Here is a 16,232-nt window from a genome sequence, read left to right as displayed (position 1 = left end):
AACTCGCCGCAAGGCGTGGACTAAAAGCAATGACAACAACAAAAACTGAATATCTGGAGCTGGATGGCTCCATGGGCGAGGGCGGGGGGCAGATTTTGCGTACCGCGCTCACTTTATCGATGATTACCGCTGTGCCCATCCGCATCAGCCAGATCCGGGCCGGGCGACAGAAGCCTGGTTTGCTGCGCCAGCATCTCACCGCAGTGCAGGCGGCCGCGGCGATTTGTGGGGCAACGGTGGAAGGGGCGACGCCCGGTTCGCAAGCGCTGACGTTTGCGCCTGGCCCGATACGCGGCGGCGATTATCGCTTTGCCATCGGTAGCGCGGGCAGTTGCACGCTGGTGCTGCAGACGGTGCTGCCGGCCTTGTGGTTTGCCGATGCGCCTGCACGCATTTGCGTGAGTGGCGGCACGCATAATCCTAAAGCGCCACCCGCAGATTTTCTGATTGATGCATGGCTGCCGCTACTGCAGCGCATGGGCGTGCAGACGCAGATCGAGTTGGTGCGGCATGGGTTTTATCCGGCCGGTGGCGGTGAGGTGGTGGCGCATACGCAGCCGGTGCCTGCTTTGCAGCCGCTCGACTTGTCGACGCGTGGCGCGCACGTCGCCCTTAATGCCGTGGCCATGGTGGCTGGCGTGCCGGTGAGTGTTGCGCTGCGCGAGGTGGACTGCCTGCGTGCACGTTTGCCCGCGGTGACGGCCGTACACCAGGAATTGTCCGATCGGATGGGGCCAGGCAATGCGGTGCTGGTGCGCGTCCAGCACGAAAACGTCACCGAACTGTTCATCGGCCTGGGCGAAAAAGGCATCGCCGCTGAACGCGTGGCCGACCGCGTGGCGCAAGACGCCCTGAGCTATCTGCGCCGCGATGCCGCAGTGGGCGAATATCTGGCCGACCAGCTGTTATTGCCGCTGGCGCTGGCGGGCGCTGGCACGGTAAGCACCACGCATGCATCCAGCCATCTGATCACCAACGCACAAGTGATTGAGAAATTTCTGGATGTCAGCATTGAGATCGAAGCCGACGGGGCCGCTTATCGCATTACGGTGCGTTGAGCGCTACGCCGCATAACGCTGCTTGCGCTCGGCCGTATACGCCCACCAGGCTTGCGGCTCGGCGCCATCCATAAAGCGCGTGACCGCGATAAACGTATCGATCATGCACGGGTCATGGCGGGTGGCGGTAACGCTGCAGAGTTGGTCGTACAGATCATAAGGATCGCGGCCGCGCAATTGTTCGGGCGTGTCGATGCCCAACAAACGCAAATCCGCGGCCACGGCGGGGCCGACATTGGGCAGGTCGGTGAGCGCGTGCAGACGGTTGCGATCAACTTTGGCGGGATGCATGGGGGGCTCCAGCGGCGTCCAGATGAGATGTGGTTAGCATAATCTGACGGCGCAGCGATTTCTACGCGGCGGTGTTTCGGGTCTATACGCACTTCGATCCAGGCATGTCCGGGGCGGATTGAGCGCGCTGCCTCATCCATCTGATCGAACGCAAATGCGGTGGTAGTTGGCAGGCCACGATTTCACGGCTTAAATGCTCGCATCTCATCCAGACCTGCGAATCCGCCATGCCTGCTGCCTTCCCGTCATTCCGTTTCCGCGCCACCTTGTTTGCCACCGCGCTGGCGCTCGCGCTGCCAGTCGCGGCCCACGCCGCAACGCCGAGCACGCAGCACAGCACGCTGGCGCAGCCGGTCAAGGTCATGATCATTTCGATGTTCGGGCCGGAGGGCAAAGTGTGGCTGGACCATCTGGGGCCGTGGCGTGCGATTGCGGTGCCGGGCTTGTCGCCGGATTACCCCGAAGTGCACTGCAATGCGCAAGCGGTGTGCGTGTTGACCACCGGGATGGGCCACGCCAATGCGGCAGCCTCGGTCATGGCGCTGACCTTTTCAGATCGCTTTGATTTGCGCCGCACCTGGTTTCTGATCGCCGGCATTGCCGGGATCGACCCGGCGCAAGGCACCTTGGGGTCGGCGGCGTGGGCTAAATATCTGGTGGATTTCGGCATGCAGTGGGAGCTGGATGCGCGCGAGAAGCCCGACGACTGGCCCAGCGGCATGCTCGGCATCAATACACGTTCGCCCTCTGAAAAGCCGCCGCTGGATTATCGCACCGAGGCGTTTACCTTGAATGCCGCGCTGGCCGAGCGTGCCTATGCCTTGTCGCGCAACGTCAAACTGGCGGATAGCGCCGAGGCTCAAGCCGCGCGCGCCCGCTATCCTGAAGCGCCGGCCAATCTGCCACCCAAAGTGATCCAGTGCGATACCCTCGCCGGGGATACCTGGTGGTCGGGCAATTTGATCGGCGAGCGCGCGCGCGCGTGGACGAAGCAGATCACCGACGGCAAAGCCACCTATTGCACCACGCAGCAAGAAGACAACGCAACCTACGAAGCGCTGAAGCGCGCGGCCAGTACCGGGCGGGTGGATCTGAGCCGTCTGGCGGTGGTGCGCACGGGTTCGGATTTTGATCGGCCCGCGCCGGGGCAATCGCCGGTCGACAATCTGCTCGATTACGCCAAACAAGGCGGCTTTGTGCCCGCGATTGATAATCTGTATCGCGCGGGCAATCCGCTGGTGCAGGACATTACCGCGCGCTGGGCCGATTGGCGCGACGGGGTGCCAGCGCGCTGAGGGTCGATCCAGGCCTGGGCCCGTGGCTTCAGGCCGCTGCCGCGGGCGGTGGGACAGCGGCGGGATGTAACCAGCGCGCCGGTAGCACGCTGCCCGCGCCATAGATCAATATGCTTGCCAGCAAGCTGATCACTTTGATGCCGCCTGCCAGCAACGCGAGCGCCTGCCAGAAATAATCCCACCCGTGCGGCGGGATATGTGCGCCCAGTGCGCTCAGCGGAATTTCTGCAATGGCCGCCAGCACCGTCGCCGCCGGTAGCCAGCCGAGCGCTTGCCACAGGGCGTACCCGCCAGCGCCCGGATGACGCAAACCGATCCACAAGGTGTAGCCGCGCGTGCTCAAGCGGGCCAACAAATAGGCAGCGCAAATCAGCAAGAGCGGTTGGCCCAACCAATGCCATCCGGCGCTTAACGCCAGCCAGCGTGCGGGATCGGCGCAGGGCAACAACAGGGCGGTCCAGTAGCCGAACAGGCCTTCACTGCCGGGGCGATAGGGCGCGCCCGCCGTGACATACAGCAACAGCAAGGCCAGTACCGCCGCGATGATCAGCTTGGCGCGCGAGCGGCGATGTTCCCAGATGCTATGGATTTCCACGCCCACGGGCGTCGGTTGCGGGATGACGGCGATGGGCTGATCTTGCGTGGTGCGCGGTTGCATATTGCGCGGTGTCATCCCCGCCAGCCCCCACCACGGTGTGGTAAACAAAGTGTCGTGGCGCAGCCACACCGGCGGCGGCAAAGGGCGCGCCACGGCAGGCGTGGCCACGCCGCAACCGGCCAGTTCTTCGATCATCCAGTCCAGCGCAAAGTCAGACAGCCCGGCTTCGGCCAGTGGATAACTGCCGCCGACATCGCAATGCACACCGCCAAACCAGCGCTGGCGCAGCGTGTGCTCGGCGGTATTGAGATCGCCGGGCTCGTCGTACAGGCGCGGCAAAAAGGTAAAGCGATGCTCGTCTAGCGATAGCGCGTGTCGCACATGATGAAAGCGCTTGCCCAGTACGGTGGGCGGGCTGGGATTTTTTTGCGACAGAAACGGCACTGCGCCGACCGATTCGACCGTATCCCACACCCCGATAAATTCCACCCACGCGTCGCGGCCGGGCAGGCTGGTGAAGTTATGCCGGATCTGGCGCGCCAGCGATTCCCGCGTCGGCGCTTCATCCTGGCGCGCTGCCGCCGCCACGCCAGTCAGCCTGGCCGCAAACCGGCCACGCCGTTCCGCCTGGCGCAGCCGCCATTTCTGCACCATGCCGGTGATCATGCCGTGCGGCACGCTGGCCGCGCCAGGTGCGGCGCCGGGCGCAGAGAAATAGATATTCAGCAGCGTGGGCAGCATCACCTCGTGTTGCGCGCGCAGCACGCCAAACAGATTGACCATCCCGGCAATCGCGCGTGCGGTGAACGCACCGCGCGAAAAACCAAAGCAATAGATCTGGTCGCCCGCTTGCCAGTGCTGCATCAAAAAACGGTAGCCATCGGCGATATTGGCGTAGATGTCCTTGCCCAGCGCCAGTTGCAGCGTGCGATTGGCGCTGTTGCGCAACCAGTCGCTTAAATCCACCGGTGGCGCGCCGCTGATCGAGCCGATGCCGGGATCGTAATACAGCAACCAGGCCGGATCATCCGGATAGGCGTGGGCAAAGCGTTCATACAGTTGCAGCACGTTGGTATCGCCATGATGCGCGGTCAGCGTGTTATTGGTGCCGTCGCAAAACAGCATCAGATGGCGGGGGGCGGCGTCGGGCATGATCAGCTCCGGAAGGCGTGGGCTGTCATCAGCCTAGACAGTGTGGCGGCGTCAGCCGGGCGCGCTGATAGCCGGTGGCCTGGCGTGCGGCCTGCCGCCGCGCCGTGGCCGCTGGGCAGATGCGCTTCTACCTTCGCCCATGGCTTCCAGTACCTTGTGCCAGGCTTGATCCGGACGCATCCACGCGACGCCTGGCGTCGAAATGAAAGGAGGACAGCAATATGCAACTGACAGGACGATGCCTTTGCGGCGCGGTGCACTATCAGGTGGAAGACGCGCTGGAATACGCGGGTTATTGCCATTGCACGCGCTGCCGCCAGCGCACGGGTTCCGCTTTCAGTACCTATGGCGGCATCCGCGCCGATCGGCTGCAGGTCACCCAAGGCGAGACCGAGTTACTCCGGCAGGATGAATCGGCTGAGGGTTATGACGCGTTGTGCGCGCGCTGCCACTCACCCCTGTTTGCCCTGGTGCGCGGGCGCGAGTACGTGCATGTGCGGCTGGGCTCGTTGCAGGACAGCCCGAGCAAGCAGCCGGATCACCATATCTACGTCGCCTTTAAAGCGCCGTGGTATCACATCACCGACGAATTGCCACAATTTGCCGAACTGCCCGGCGAGTAAACCCTCAGGCCGAAGTATTGAGCACGCTGCCGGTCTGAAACGCCTGCGGCACGCTGCCGCCGTTGTTGTAGACGCTAAAGGCATTGTTGGGCGCGGTGACGGCGTTGGCGCCGTTGCCGCTGGCGGCATTCTGCACCGCCGTGCTGGCCGGGGTGGCATTCTGCGCCGCGATGTCGGTGGCGCGGGCGGCGGCCGCAGCGGTCACACTGCTGGTGCTGTTGCTGCTGACGGCATTGTCGGTGTTGCTGGCTGGCGCGCGGGCAGCTTGCTGCTGCTGTTGCTGTAGCAATTGCTGGTAGTAAGCCTGGCTCGCGTTGGAATACGGGCTGATGGTCGGCATGTGAATACTCCCAAATGCGTATAATTTTGCGTCTCGAGTTTGAGCCTGGCTGGCGACTCCCTTATCTGTCAAACAGTTAGGCTGAAATTTGCGATATCTGGCGACGCCCGGCACAGGCTAAGTCATGCCTAAGTCGGCGTTTCCACAATCGAGAATGATTCCTGTTGACGCTTAACAGGTGCAAAATACGCCCTCGATTTCCGCCGGATTAGCCCATGTTTTCCACGATGTTGATTGTATTTCGCGAGATTCTCGAAGCCGCGCTGGTGGTCTCGATCGTGATGGCCGCCACCCGCACGGTGCCACGCCGTGGTTTGTGGGTGGGCCTGGGCATCGTGGGCGGCACCATAGGTGCCAGCCTGGTCGCCGTGTTTGCCGAGGTCATTTCCAACTGGGCCTCAGGCATGGGGCAAGAGGTCTTTAACGCCGGCATCATGTTTGTCGCGGTGCTGATGCTGGCCTGGCATTGCATCTGGATGAACCGCCATGGTCGCGAAATGGCGCAGTCACTCGGTTCGCTCGGCAGATCGGTCACCGCCGGGTCGACCTCCATGACGGGTCTGGCCATGGTGGTCGGCATCGCCTTGCTGCGCGAAGGCTCCGAGACCGTGTTGTTTTTGTATGGCATCGCCGCTGGCCAGCAAGGCCAGGGCGTGCAGATGGCCATAGGCGCCCTGATCGGGCTGGCGGGTGGGGTAGGCGTGGGCGCCGCGCTTTACTTTGGCCTGCTGCAGATCAATACCCGCAAATTGTTTGCCGTGACGAATGCGCTGGTGCTGCTGCTGGCCGCCGGTATGGCCAGCCAGTGCGTCGGCTTTTTGATTGCTGCCGACTGGGTGCCGCCGCTGGGCGATGCACTGTGGGATACCTCGTGGCTGCTCACCGATGACAGCGTCACCGGCAAGATGCTGCACGCCGTGGTGGGCTATACCGCACGCCCCGCAGGCATCCAGTTGCTGGCCTGGGTGGGCACGCTGCTGGTCATCACGCTGCTGGCACGCACGCTGGGCAAGCGTCGTGCCTGAGCGCGACGGCTGTCACTGATCGTTTTTTTCTGGCGTGGCTCGACACGCCGCAACCGCACGCATCATTCAAATAACGTTTAACAACCTGAGACCAAGCGCAATGCGTAAATACATCCTGGCAAGTGCTGTCGCCGCTGTATGTCTGTCGGCCCCGTCGTTCGCTGCTGAATATCCCATCGGCAAACCGCTGTTGAAAGGCGGTATGGAAATCGGCGCGGTTTATTTGCAACCGATCAAGATGGAACCGGAAGGCATGATGCGCAAAGCCGAAGAATCCGACATCCACCTTGAAGCCGATATCCACGCGCTCAAGAACAATCCCAACGGTTTTGCCGAAGGCGAGTGGATGCCGGCGCTGCTGGTTAAATACGAAATCACCAAAGTTGGCAGCAACACCAAAATCGCTGGCGACATGATGGCCATGGTGGCCAGCGACGGCCCGCATTATGGCGATAACGTCAAACTGGCTGGCCCGGGCAAATACAAGTTGCATTTGACCATCCTGCCGCCGTCGCAAAACCCGATGGCGCATTTTGGTCGTCACGTCGATAAGGAAACCGGCGTGGGTGCATGGTGGGCGCCCATCACCAATGACTACGAATTCACCTTCGCCGGTACCGGCAAGAAGGGCGGCTACTAAGTCGTGGCTGTGCTGCCGGGATGCTTGGCATCCCGGCTTTGTTGTTTATGGACAGGAACCAAACAATGCGTCGATGGATGTCCGCTGTTGCAGTGGGTTTGCTGGTTGCACTGGCGCCGCTGGCCCATGCCGAAGAGCCATTTGAAATCAAAATCGAGTTCAAGGATGGCAAAGCTACGCCCCTGAACCTCACCGTGCCTGCGGGTAAGAAAATCCGCATTGTGGTCACCAACGCGGGCGCGCAGCCGGTGGAATTTGAAAGCACCGACCTGCGCAAAGAAAAAGTGCTGGGCCCCGGCGTGACGTCTTCAGTCATTTGCGCGCCGATGCAGCCGGGCACCTATAAATGGTTCGACGATTTCCACCCCAATACCGCCAAAGGCACCATCGTTGCCCGTTAAGGAATCATTATGAGCGGCACGCTGTCTGCCTCTCCGCTTCTTGCCCGCGCCGGTGACTGGCTGGCGCGCCATCGCGGCATGATCATCGGCATGCAATGGTTGGTGGTGCTGTTTTATGCCAGCCTGCTGATCATTCCGGTGGCCCTGCCGCTGCCCGATTCGGACGCGCGCATCCTGAATAACCTGACGGTGTTTGCGCAGTTCCTGTTCTGGGGAATCTGGTGGCCTTTCGTTTTGCTCAGCATGGTGCTGCTGGGCCGTGCCTGGTGCGGGGTGTTATGCCCGGAAGGCGCGCTTAGCGAATTCACCAGTCGCTTTGGGCTGGATCGGGCCATGCCGCGCTGGCTGCGCTGGTCCGGCTGGCCCTTCGTGGCATTTGCCGGCACCACGATTTACGGCCAGATGGTCAGCGTGTACCAATATCCGCGCGCGGTGCTGGTGGTGCTGGGCGGCTCCACCGTTGCCGCCATGTTCATCGGCCTGGTCTACGCGCGCGATCGGCGCGCCTGGTGCAAATATCTGTGCCCGGTGAATGGCGTATTCAATTTGTTGTCGCGACTTGCGCCCATCCATTTCCGCGTCGACGTGCATGCCTGGAAAAAAAGCTATCACAGCCACAAGGTGATCCCCATCGTCTGTGCGCCGATGGTGCCGATCCGCAATATGCAAGGCAATGCCGAATGCCATATGTGCGGCCGGTGCAGTGGCCATCGTGATGCCATCGCACTCAGCCCCCGCTCGCCCAATGCCGAAATCGTGCAGGTTGGCCCGCCCAAAGAATCGAAGTGGCAAACCGCGTTGCTGTTGTTTGGCATGCTGGGCATTGCCATCGGTGCGTTTCAGTGGACCGTTAGCCCGTGGATGGTGGCGATCAAACAAGCCTGTGCCGAATGGCTGATCAACCATGACCTGATGTGGCCGCTGGAAAAAACCCTGCCGTGGTACGTGTTTACCAATTACCCGCTGCACAACGATGTGTTCACCATTCTGGATGGCACGCTGGTGGTGGCTTGGATTGTGGGCGTGGGCGCAGTGATGGGCAGTGCGTTGTCGCTGCTGTTGGCCGTGGGCAATCGGGCGCTGGGTGGCTGGGACAGCAAGCGCTTTGAACATCTGGCGTTGGCGCTGGTGCCGCTGGCGGGCTGTGGCCTGTTCCTCGGGCTTTCCGCCACCACCGTCAGCCTGCTACGCCCGGAGGGCATCAATCTGACCTGGGTGCAGCCGCTGCGTTTTGGCTTGTTGGCCGGCGCCAACCTGTGGACTGCTGTGCTGGCGCTGGGCATCGTGCGGCGCTATCAGGCCGGCATGGCACAACGCGCCCTGGCATGGCTGTCGGTCGCGGCCGCATGTGCGCTGGTGGATTTGACATGGTGGCTGATGTTTGGCGGCTGGTCGGTGTGGCAATTGGCGCATTGCATGCCTGGCGCGCGGGTTTGTTGAGCGCGGATCAGTCTGGCCGGGCTTTGCATTAATACGCTGGCGCAGTGGCATGCTGCGCCAGCGGTCCGCCCGCCAATCACACAAAAACGGGCTGCATCGGGCGTAGCGCCCGCCCGCCGACGCCAGCAAACGCGGATGGGTTGGCGCGACGCCCCGCCGCAACCAGCCCGGTCTGCTGCAGCGGGCCGCGTGCGCGCCGTGGGCCCGAGCTTGCCGACTGCTGCGCGCTGGCCTATGTACTGAATTGCAAGTGGCCCGGGCCGGGCCGTGTCCCCGGCGGCCGCTGCATCGGGCGATACACGGCCTGCCGCTTTGGGCTACGCTCAGCTTTGTGCCCATCACCTTTGCCCCCTTGGTTCCTATGAAGCTGGCTGTACGCCCCTCTGCGCCGATGTTCTGGCCTGTTATCGGTTTTGTCGCCGGCCTGGTGCTGACGCTGATCGTGGCGGCGCAGGTGCGGCAGCACAATGTGCGCGAGCAGGCGCAGGCGATGCAGCAAGTGGCCAGCCAGATCAGCGATACCATGGCCGAGCGTTTGTTGCGCTATCAGTTTGGTCTGCGCGGCGCGCGCGGGGCGGTGGTGGTGGCGGGGGAGAACGGCATTTCGCGCGATGTGTTTCATCGCTATAGCCAGACGCGAGATCTGCTGCGCGAATTTCCCGGCGCTGGCGGCTTTGGCTTTGTGCGGCGGGTACCGGCGGCGCAGCGCGAAATGTTTGTCGCCAGTGCCCGCGTCGACAACCCGTCCTTCAGCATTCTGCAAATTGCGCCACATGATGGCGATCTGTTTGTCATTCAATATGTCGAGCCCGAGGGCCGCAACCGCCAGGCCATCGGCCTCGATATCGCCTCTGAATCCAACCGCCGCCAGGCCGCCGTGGCTGCCATGCAGACCGGCGAAGCGCGTTTGACCGGGCCGATTACGCTGGTGCAGTCCGTTGGCAAGCCGCTGCAGTCGTTTTTGTTTTTGCTGCCGGTGTTCCGCGGCGACGGCAGCATGCCCGCGTCGCCCGCGGCCCGCGAGGCTGCCTTGATGGGCTGGTCCTATGCGCCGTTGTCGATGGATGAAGTGCTGACCAACCTTGGTCTTGACCCGCATGCCGCGCAACTGGTGGTCAGCGATATCACGCAGTCGGCGCAGGCGGCGCCGTTTTATCGCACGCCGCTGGCCGAAGGCGTAGGGGCCGAAACCGCAACGCTGGATTTACAGCAAGGGTTTTATGGCCGCCAATGGAAGCTGGCGCTGCATGTTTACCCGACATTTGCCGAAGGGCTGAATCTGTTTGCGCCGGAGTGGGTCGTCCTGATCGGGGTGATGTTATCCATCCTCAAAGGCGTGTTGATCTGGACCTTGACGCAAAGCCGGCAGCGCAAGTCCTTGTTGCGCTCCGAACAAGCACGCCGCGCCGCCATCGTGGAAAGCTCGATCGACGCCATCATCGGCAAGGCGCTCGATGGCACGGTCACCAGCTGGAACCAGGGGGCCGAACGCTTGTTTGGCTACCACGCCAGCGAAGCCATCGGGCGTAATTTGCCTGAGCGCCTGGCCGAGCAAGAAGAGCAAGAAAAGCTGATCCAGCAGCGCGTGGTGGCTGGTGAGGCCATTCCCGCCTTCGAGACCGTGCGCCGCCATCGCGACGGTCGCATGCTGGATGTGTCGATCTCGCTGTCGCCCGTGCGTGATGCCGATGGCGTGATCATCGGCATCTCCAAAACCGTGCGCGATATTGGCGAACAAAAAGCAGCGCAGGCGCAAATCAACGAACTCAACGCCAATCTCGAGGCCCAGGTCAGCGCCCGTACCGAAGAACTGGCCACGGCGCTGCGTGAGCGCAATGTGCTGTTCCAGACCATCAATGAACAGATGTTGTATTCGGTGAGCGATCGCGACGGCCGCATTCTGGAAGTCAACGAGCGGCTCTGCCAGGCCAGCGGCTATACCCGTCAGGAATTGCTGGGGCAGCCGCACAGCATATTTAATTCCGGCGTGCATCCGGCCGGCTTCTGGGCCGGGCTATGGCACAGCATTTCGCATGGCCAGGCTTGGCGCGGCGAGATCTGTAATCGGGCCAAAGATGGTTCTTTACGCTGGTTTAATACGGTGATTGCGCCGTACGCCGATGCCGATGGTGTCATCGAGCGCTATGTGGCGCTGCGGGTGGATGTGACCGACCGCAAACTCAGCAATATGGAAGTCGATCGCCTGAACGGCCTGCTTGGCAGCGTGCTGCGCGCCGCGTCGGATTACTCGATCATCGCCACCGACCTCAACGGCATCATCACCGTATTCAATGAAGGCGCCGAGCGCATGTTGGGCTACCGCGCCGAAGAGCTGGTCGGCAAGAGCACGCCGGAATTGCTGCATTTGCCCGAAGAAATTGCGCTGCGGCGGCATAAATACGAGCTTGAACTCGGCATTCCCTTGCCTGGCGTGCGCACGCTGATCGTGATGGAAGGGCGCAACGATGACACCGAGTGGACCTATGTGCGCCGCGACGGCAGCCATGTGCCGGTGTCGATCACGGTGACCTCCATCCGCGACGAGCACAACAATATCACCGGCTACCTGGGCATCGCGCAGGACATCAGCCGTCGCCTGGAATTTGAAACCGGCTTGCGCCAGGCGCGTGAGATGGCCGAAACCGCCAGCGTGGCCAAGAGCCAGTTTCTGGCCAATATGAGCCACGAAATCCGCACGCCGATGAACGCCGTGCTGGGGATGTTGCAACTGATGCGCCAGACCGAGCTGGACGCACGCCAGCTGGATTACGCCAGCAAGGCGCAGACCGCCGCCACGTCGCTGCTGGGCTTGCTGAACGACATTCTGGATTTTTCCAAAATCGATGCGGGCAAACTGCAACTCGATCTCCATCCGTTTGAGCTGGAAGAATTGCTGCGCGATCTGGCCGTGATTCTGTCGGGTAGCTACGGCAATAAAAACGTCGAAGTGATGTACCAGTTGCCGCCGACGCTGCCTGCCATGGTGCGCGGTGACCAGCTGCGCTTGCAGCAAATCCTGATCAATCTGGCAGGCAACGCCCTCAAGTTCACCGATACCGGCATTGTGGTGCTGGGCATCGAGGTGCTGGCGCGTAGCGCGCAGCGCATTAATTTGCGCTTTAGCGTGCGCGATACCGGCATCGGCATCGAGCCCGATCATTTGCAGCGGATTTTTGATGGCTTTACCCAGGCCGAGGCCTCGACCACGCGCCGCTACGGCGGCACCGGGCTGGGCCTGGCCATCAGCAAGAAGCTGGTCGATTTGATGGGGGGCGAGTTACAGGTAAGCAGCACGGTCGGTGAGGGCAGTCGCTTCTGGTTTGATCTGGCATTTGAAGTGGCTAACGATGTGCCCATCGCCAGCGCGCGCGGCACCCCAAATTTGCGTGTGCTTATCGTGGACGATTTGCCCACGGTGGGTGAAATCCTGGTCAACACGGTCGAGACCATAGGCTGGCATGCCGATTATGTGGGTAGCGGGCGGCAAGCCATAGACCGGGTGCAGGCAGCCCGCGAGCAACAGCGGCCGTATGACGTGGTGTTGATGGACTGGCGCATGCCGGGTATCGATGGCTTGCAGGCGGCCACGGCCATCCACACCGCGCATGCCAAACCGCCGGTGGTGGTGATGGTGACTGCCTATGGTCGCGAGGTGCTGGGTGACCTCACGCATCAAGGCGATGCCCCCTTCCTGGCGTTTTTGTCCAAACCGGTCACGCCGCAACAATTGATCGACGCCATCGAGCATGCCATGGCGCAGTCGGTGGCCCCGGTGGCTTTACCCACGCCGGTGCTAGCACCGGAGCGGCTGACGGGCCTCAATATCCTGGTGGTTGAAGATAACGCGCTTAATCGCCAGGTCGCCTTTGAATTGCTGCGTTATGAAGGCGCCGAAGTGGAACTGGCGGAAGGCGGTTTGCAAGGCGTGGAGATGGCGCTGACGCGGCACGCGTTGTACGACCTGGTCATCATGGATGTGCAGATGCCCGATATCGACGGCCTGACCGCCACGCGCCGTATCCGCGCCGATGCGCGCGGGGCGCATTTGCCCATACTGGCCATGACCGCCAACGTGTCCGAGGCCGATCAGCAAGCCTGCCTGGCGGCGGGCATGAATGGCCATGTCGGCAAGCCCATCGATATGGAAGAAGTGGTGCAGAAAGTGCTGGCGCTCACCGGCGCGCCTATCGCGAGCGCAACCGCGCCCGCGTCCGCCAATGCGGCAGACGCCTTGATTGAGCCGTTTGATGCGCTGGCGCAGCGCTTTGGGGGGCAGATCGAGGTGTATCGCGCCGCGCTGGCCTTGTTCCCGGCGGAATGCCAGCGCATGCAGGCCGAACTGGAGCGCCAGGTCGCCATGGGCGATCTGGTTGCGGCGGCCGCCACGCTGCATGCGCTCAAAGGCATGGCTGGCACCATGGGCGCAGTGGCGCTGGCGCAGCTGGCGGCGGCGCTGGAGCACAAGGCCAGCGCAGCGGCCACCGATCGGCGCGCGCTGTCCCTGAGTGCATCAGATCTGGCGGCGATCCGCGATCTGGCCAGCCAGAGCGCCGACTTGCTCGGTCGCGGCGTGGCCTGAGCGCCGAGAAAACTCCGATAGTCGCTGGCGAAGGCGGCCACTTATGGTCAGCGCTTCGCCCACTGTCACGAGTTTGCCGCCATGCCCTTATCCATTTTGTTAAACCGGCTGCCACGCTGCGACGGCCCGCTTGGGCGCGCCGTGTCAGCTGCCGCGCTGCTGCTGCCGGGCATGGCGTGGAGCGCGGGGGGCGTCTGCAGCCTGAACAGTTTTAATGACATCGATTTTGGCACGGTGACGGTGCCGACCACGGCCCAGCCGCGTGAAGTGGTGGCGACCGCCCGCGCCAGCTATAGCTACACCTGCAACACCAATAGCAGCGATCTCAGTGCCTACATTTGGGCCTGCTTCAGGAATGATGGCTTTGCACTGTATACGGCCAGCCCGATGCCCGGTACGGTGCCCTTGATCACCGGCATCCCTGGCATCGGCCTGCAGTTGGTCAACCCGGGCGGCAATATCGAAAACACCGGGTCGAACTGGGGGCTGCTGCCGCGCGGCTGCGCCGATATCGACGTCCGTGATCCCGGACAGTTTAGTCGCACACATACCGCACGCTATCAACTGGTGGTCACCGGCCCGGTCCAGAGCGGCTCGCTGTATCGCCGGATGTGGACGCTCGGATATACCACTCCCGCTGGATTGGGGCAGGTGATCGACACCCGCCGTGGCCCCAATGTGCGTATCAATGTCGTGGTTGAGGCGCCCCATGTGCCCACCTGCACGGTCGATAGCAGCAGCGTCAAACAGAGCTTCAGCATCGGCACCTTTCCGCTGGCGACCACGTTTCGGGCGCCGGGTAACGCCTCTCCTGCCAAGCCGTTTGCGGTGACGCTGAGTCAGTGTGACGGTGCGCTGGTGCATGTTCAGGCCAAATCCAGCACCGATGCCTATAGCGCACCAAGCGGTATGTTTCCGCCGGTTGCAGGGGGCGGCACGGCGGGGCTGATGTTCCAGCTGATGGATAGCAGCGGCACCAAGCCGTTTGCGCTGGACAAGCGCACGCAACTGGTGCGGGTGGGGAGCAAAGGCAAGCCCGACCGCCTGGTGGTGCAATGGCATGTACGCGTGGTGCAGGTTGGCCAGACCGTCAAGGGCGGCAATATGACCGGCAAGCTGGTCATGACCTTCTCCTACTTTTAGGACCAGCCGCAACGCCCGGATTATTGCCAGTAGCCAGGTGCCAGCACATAGGCCAAACAAATCCAGTGAGACTGTTCCTATTCTGCCCGGCGCGCGCTTTGGCAATACTGTGCAGCCGATCCCGTTACACGCTTTGAATTCATTTTGCCGCAGCGCGCCGGACTCGGTTTTTATCCGTTTGAATTAACCCGCTTAAGGTTCACAACATGAAAAAGTCAAAGATGGCAGGCGCAATGCTGTTTCTATCCGGCATTGCCACTTATGCATACGCTGATACTGGCCGCATTAATATTGACGGCGCGCTCACCAATGAAACATGCACGGTTGCCACCAATAGCGGTGGCCCGGATGCTTTGGTTGCCATGCGCACCATGCCGGTAGCCAAATTAGCGGCCAATGCCGAATCGGCGGATATGGGCAGTTTTGATATCAGTATCAGCAACTGCGCCAAAACCAATGTATATGCCTCGTTTATGGCCGGTAATCCCAACCTGGCCGATCTGGCCACCAATAATCTGCGGCCGTCGCTGACGGCGTTGTCGGCGCAGAACATCCAGGTGGCGCTGTACAACGAGGAAGCCGGTGTGGTCAAAAAAGTGGCAGTGGGCGATCCGTCCTCGGTCATTACCAAAAAGATCGACACCAATAAAAAGGCCAATCTGCATTTTGTTACGCGCTACAAAAGTACCGGCGCACACACCGAAGGCACGATCGCCACCAGTGCCGTCTACACCCTGGCCTACGACTAAGCGGCAGGCTGATTGCTGAGCGATCCTCCCGACGCGCTCGGGAGGCAGGAGCCCCTGGTATGCAAATGTTCAACAAGCTTGTGCTGTGCTTTGTCGCGCTGTGCGCGGCGCTGGCGGCCACGGCGGATGTGGTGATTTCCGGCACCCGCGCGGTCTACAACGGCAAGGACAGGGAAATTACGGTACGCCTGACCAATGGCGGCAAACGCCCGCTGCTGGCGCAATCGTGGATTGATGATGGCGCCGCCGAGCAACGTCCGGAAGAGATCAAAGTGCCGTTTACGCTGACACCGCCCGTGGCGCGACTGGATGCGGGCAAGGGCCAGAGTCTGCGTATTGCCTATACCCAGGAAGCGCTGCCGACAGATCGTGAATCGCTGTTCTGGCTTAACGTGCTGGAGGTGCCGCCCAAGAGCAAAGCGACGGGCGACGACGCCAATACCCTGCAGCTGGCGTTTCGCACGCGCATCAAATTGTTCTTTCGCCCGGTGGGTCTGGTCGGCGAGGCCAGCGCTGCACCCGCGCTGCTGACGTGGCAATTGCAGACCGACCCGGCTGACCCGCATGCAGTAATGCTGCAGGTTGCCAATCCATCGCCGTTTCATGTGTCACTGGCAGGCATCGATGTGAGCGCCGCGGGCACAAAGGCCAACGCAGAAGCCGGCATGGTGGCCCCGCACAGTCAAAAGCAATTTGCGCTGAAAGGCCTGAAAGGCAAACCGGCCGGGCCGGTGACGATTGATTACCACTTTATAAATGATTTCGGTGGCGTGGTGGATGGACAAACCCTGCTTGAATAGAAGAATTCAAAGCGCTTATCGAATTGCAATCTGCTGAAAAAATAGACGAATTAAATTGTCCGTCCCATTAAAACCGGGCGCGGTGATGCAATGAAATC

The 16,232-nt window shown here is 61.9% G+C and carries 14 protein-coding genes; 11 read left to right on the top strand and 3 right to left on the bottom strand.

Features of this window, described 5'->3' with window-relative positions:
- The first annotated feature begins 29 nt into the window (after positions 1-29).
- Positions 30-1,058, top strand: a complete 1,029-nt coding sequence (rtcA, locus tag ACYQ1A_RS17775) for an RNA 3'-terminal phosphate cyclase (protein WP_499364067.1) — start codon at positions 30-32, stop codon at positions 1,056-1,058.
- Between the two features lie 3 nt (positions 1,059-1,061).
- Here the strand turns inward: rtcA and ACYQ1A_RS17770 are convergent, their stop codons facing one another.
- A complete protein-coding gene (locus ACYQ1A_RS17770) occupies positions 1,062-1,349 on the bottom strand; it encodes a helix-hairpin-helix domain-containing protein (protein WP_062223567.1) in 288 nt (95 codons plus the stop codon).
- A 227-nt stretch (positions 1,350-1,576) separates the two neighbouring features.
- Between ACYQ1A_RS17770 and ACYQ1A_RS17765 the strand changes: the two genes are divergently transcribed.
- Entirely contained in the window at positions 1,577-2,644 is a 1,068-nt protein-coding gene (locus ACYQ1A_RS17765) for a purine-nucleoside phosphorylase (protein WP_499364061.1), read from the top strand.
- Positions 2,645-2,672: 28 nt separating this feature from the next.
- Here ACYQ1A_RS17765 and ACYQ1A_RS17760 read toward each other — a convergent pair whose 3' ends face one another.
- Positions 2,673-4,394 (bottom strand): T6SS phospholipase effector Tle1-like catalytic domain-containing protein, encoded by a 1,722-nt coding sequence (locus ACYQ1A_RS17760; protein ID WP_499364058.1) that lies wholly within the window; start codon positions 4,392-4,394, stop codon positions 2,673-2,675.
- 221 nt (positions 4,395-4,615) lie between these two features.
- On the opposite strand from ACYQ1A_RS17760, the gene ACYQ1A_RS17755 reads away from it, so the two are divergent.
- Positions 4,616-5,017, top strand: coding sequence for a GFA family protein (locus ACYQ1A_RS17755; protein ID WP_062226025.1), 402 nt, complete (start codon positions 4,616-4,618; stop codon positions 5,015-5,017).
- A 4-nt stretch (positions 5,018-5,021) separates the two neighbouring features.
- Here ACYQ1A_RS17755 and ACYQ1A_RS17750 read toward each other — a convergent pair whose 3' ends face one another.
- A complete protein-coding gene (locus ACYQ1A_RS17750) occupies positions 5,022-5,357 on the bottom strand; it encodes a hypothetical protein (protein ID WP_499364056.1) in 336 nt (111 codons plus the stop codon).
- Positions 5,358-5,572: 215 nt separating this feature from the next.
- Between ACYQ1A_RS17750 and ACYQ1A_RS17745 the strand changes: the two genes are divergently transcribed.
- From ACYQ1A_RS17745 to ACYQ1A_RS17710, 8 genes are all read left to right on the top strand, one after another.
- Positions 5,573-6,382, top strand: a complete 810-nt coding sequence (locus ACYQ1A_RS17745; protein WP_499364053.1) for an FTR1 family iron permease — start codon at positions 5,573-5,575, stop codon at positions 6,380-6,382.
- A gap of 100 nt (positions 6,383-6,482) precedes the next feature.
- Positions 6,483-7,022 carry an iron transporter gene (locus ACYQ1A_RS17740; protein ID WP_499364050.1) on the top strand — a complete coding sequence of 180 codons (540 nt, stop codon included), beginning with the start codon at positions 6,483-6,485 and terminating at the stop codon, positions 7,020-7,022.
- A gap of 77 nt (positions 7,023-7,099) precedes the next feature.
- Entirely contained in the window at positions 7,100-7,423 is a 324-nt protein-coding gene (locus tag ACYQ1A_RS17735) for a cupredoxin domain-containing protein (RefSeq protein ID WP_499364048.1), read from the top strand.
- Positions 7,424-7,432: 9 nt separating this feature from the next.
- A complete protein-coding gene (locus ACYQ1A_RS17730) occupies positions 7,433-8,863 on the top strand; it encodes a 4Fe-4S binding protein (protein WP_499364046.1) in 1,431 nt (476 codons plus the stop codon).
- 361 nt (positions 8,864-9,224) lie between these two features.
- Entirely contained in the window at positions 9,225-13,442 is a 4,218-nt protein-coding gene (locus tag ACYQ1A_RS17725; protein ID WP_499364044.1) for a PAS domain S-box protein, read from the top strand.
- Positions 13,443-13,523: 81 nt separating this feature from the next.
- Complete coding sequence (locus ACYQ1A_RS17720; RefSeq protein WP_499364043.1) at positions 13,524-14,585, top strand: fimbrial protein; 1,062 nt, start codon at positions 13,524-13,526, stop codon at positions 14,583-14,585.
- 206 nt (positions 14,586-14,791) lie between these two features.
- On the top strand, positions 14,792-15,334 hold the full coding sequence (locus ACYQ1A_RS17715) for a fimbrial protein (RefSeq protein ID WP_499364041.1): 543 nt from the start codon (positions 14,792-14,794) through the stop codon (positions 15,332-15,334).
- Between the two features lie 65 nt (positions 15,335-15,399).
- A complete protein-coding gene (locus tag ACYQ1A_RS17710; RefSeq protein ID WP_499364038.1) occupies positions 15,400-16,134 on the top strand; it encodes a fimbria/pilus periplasmic chaperone in 735 nt (244 codons plus the stop codon).
- The last annotated feature ends 98 nt before the right edge of the window (positions 16,135-16,232 follow it).

The sequence above is a fragment of the Silvimonas sp. JCM 19000 genome, from assembly GCF_054652575.1.
Note: the sequence above shows the minus strand (reverse complement) of the source record. Positions and strands in the feature narration are given on the sequence as shown.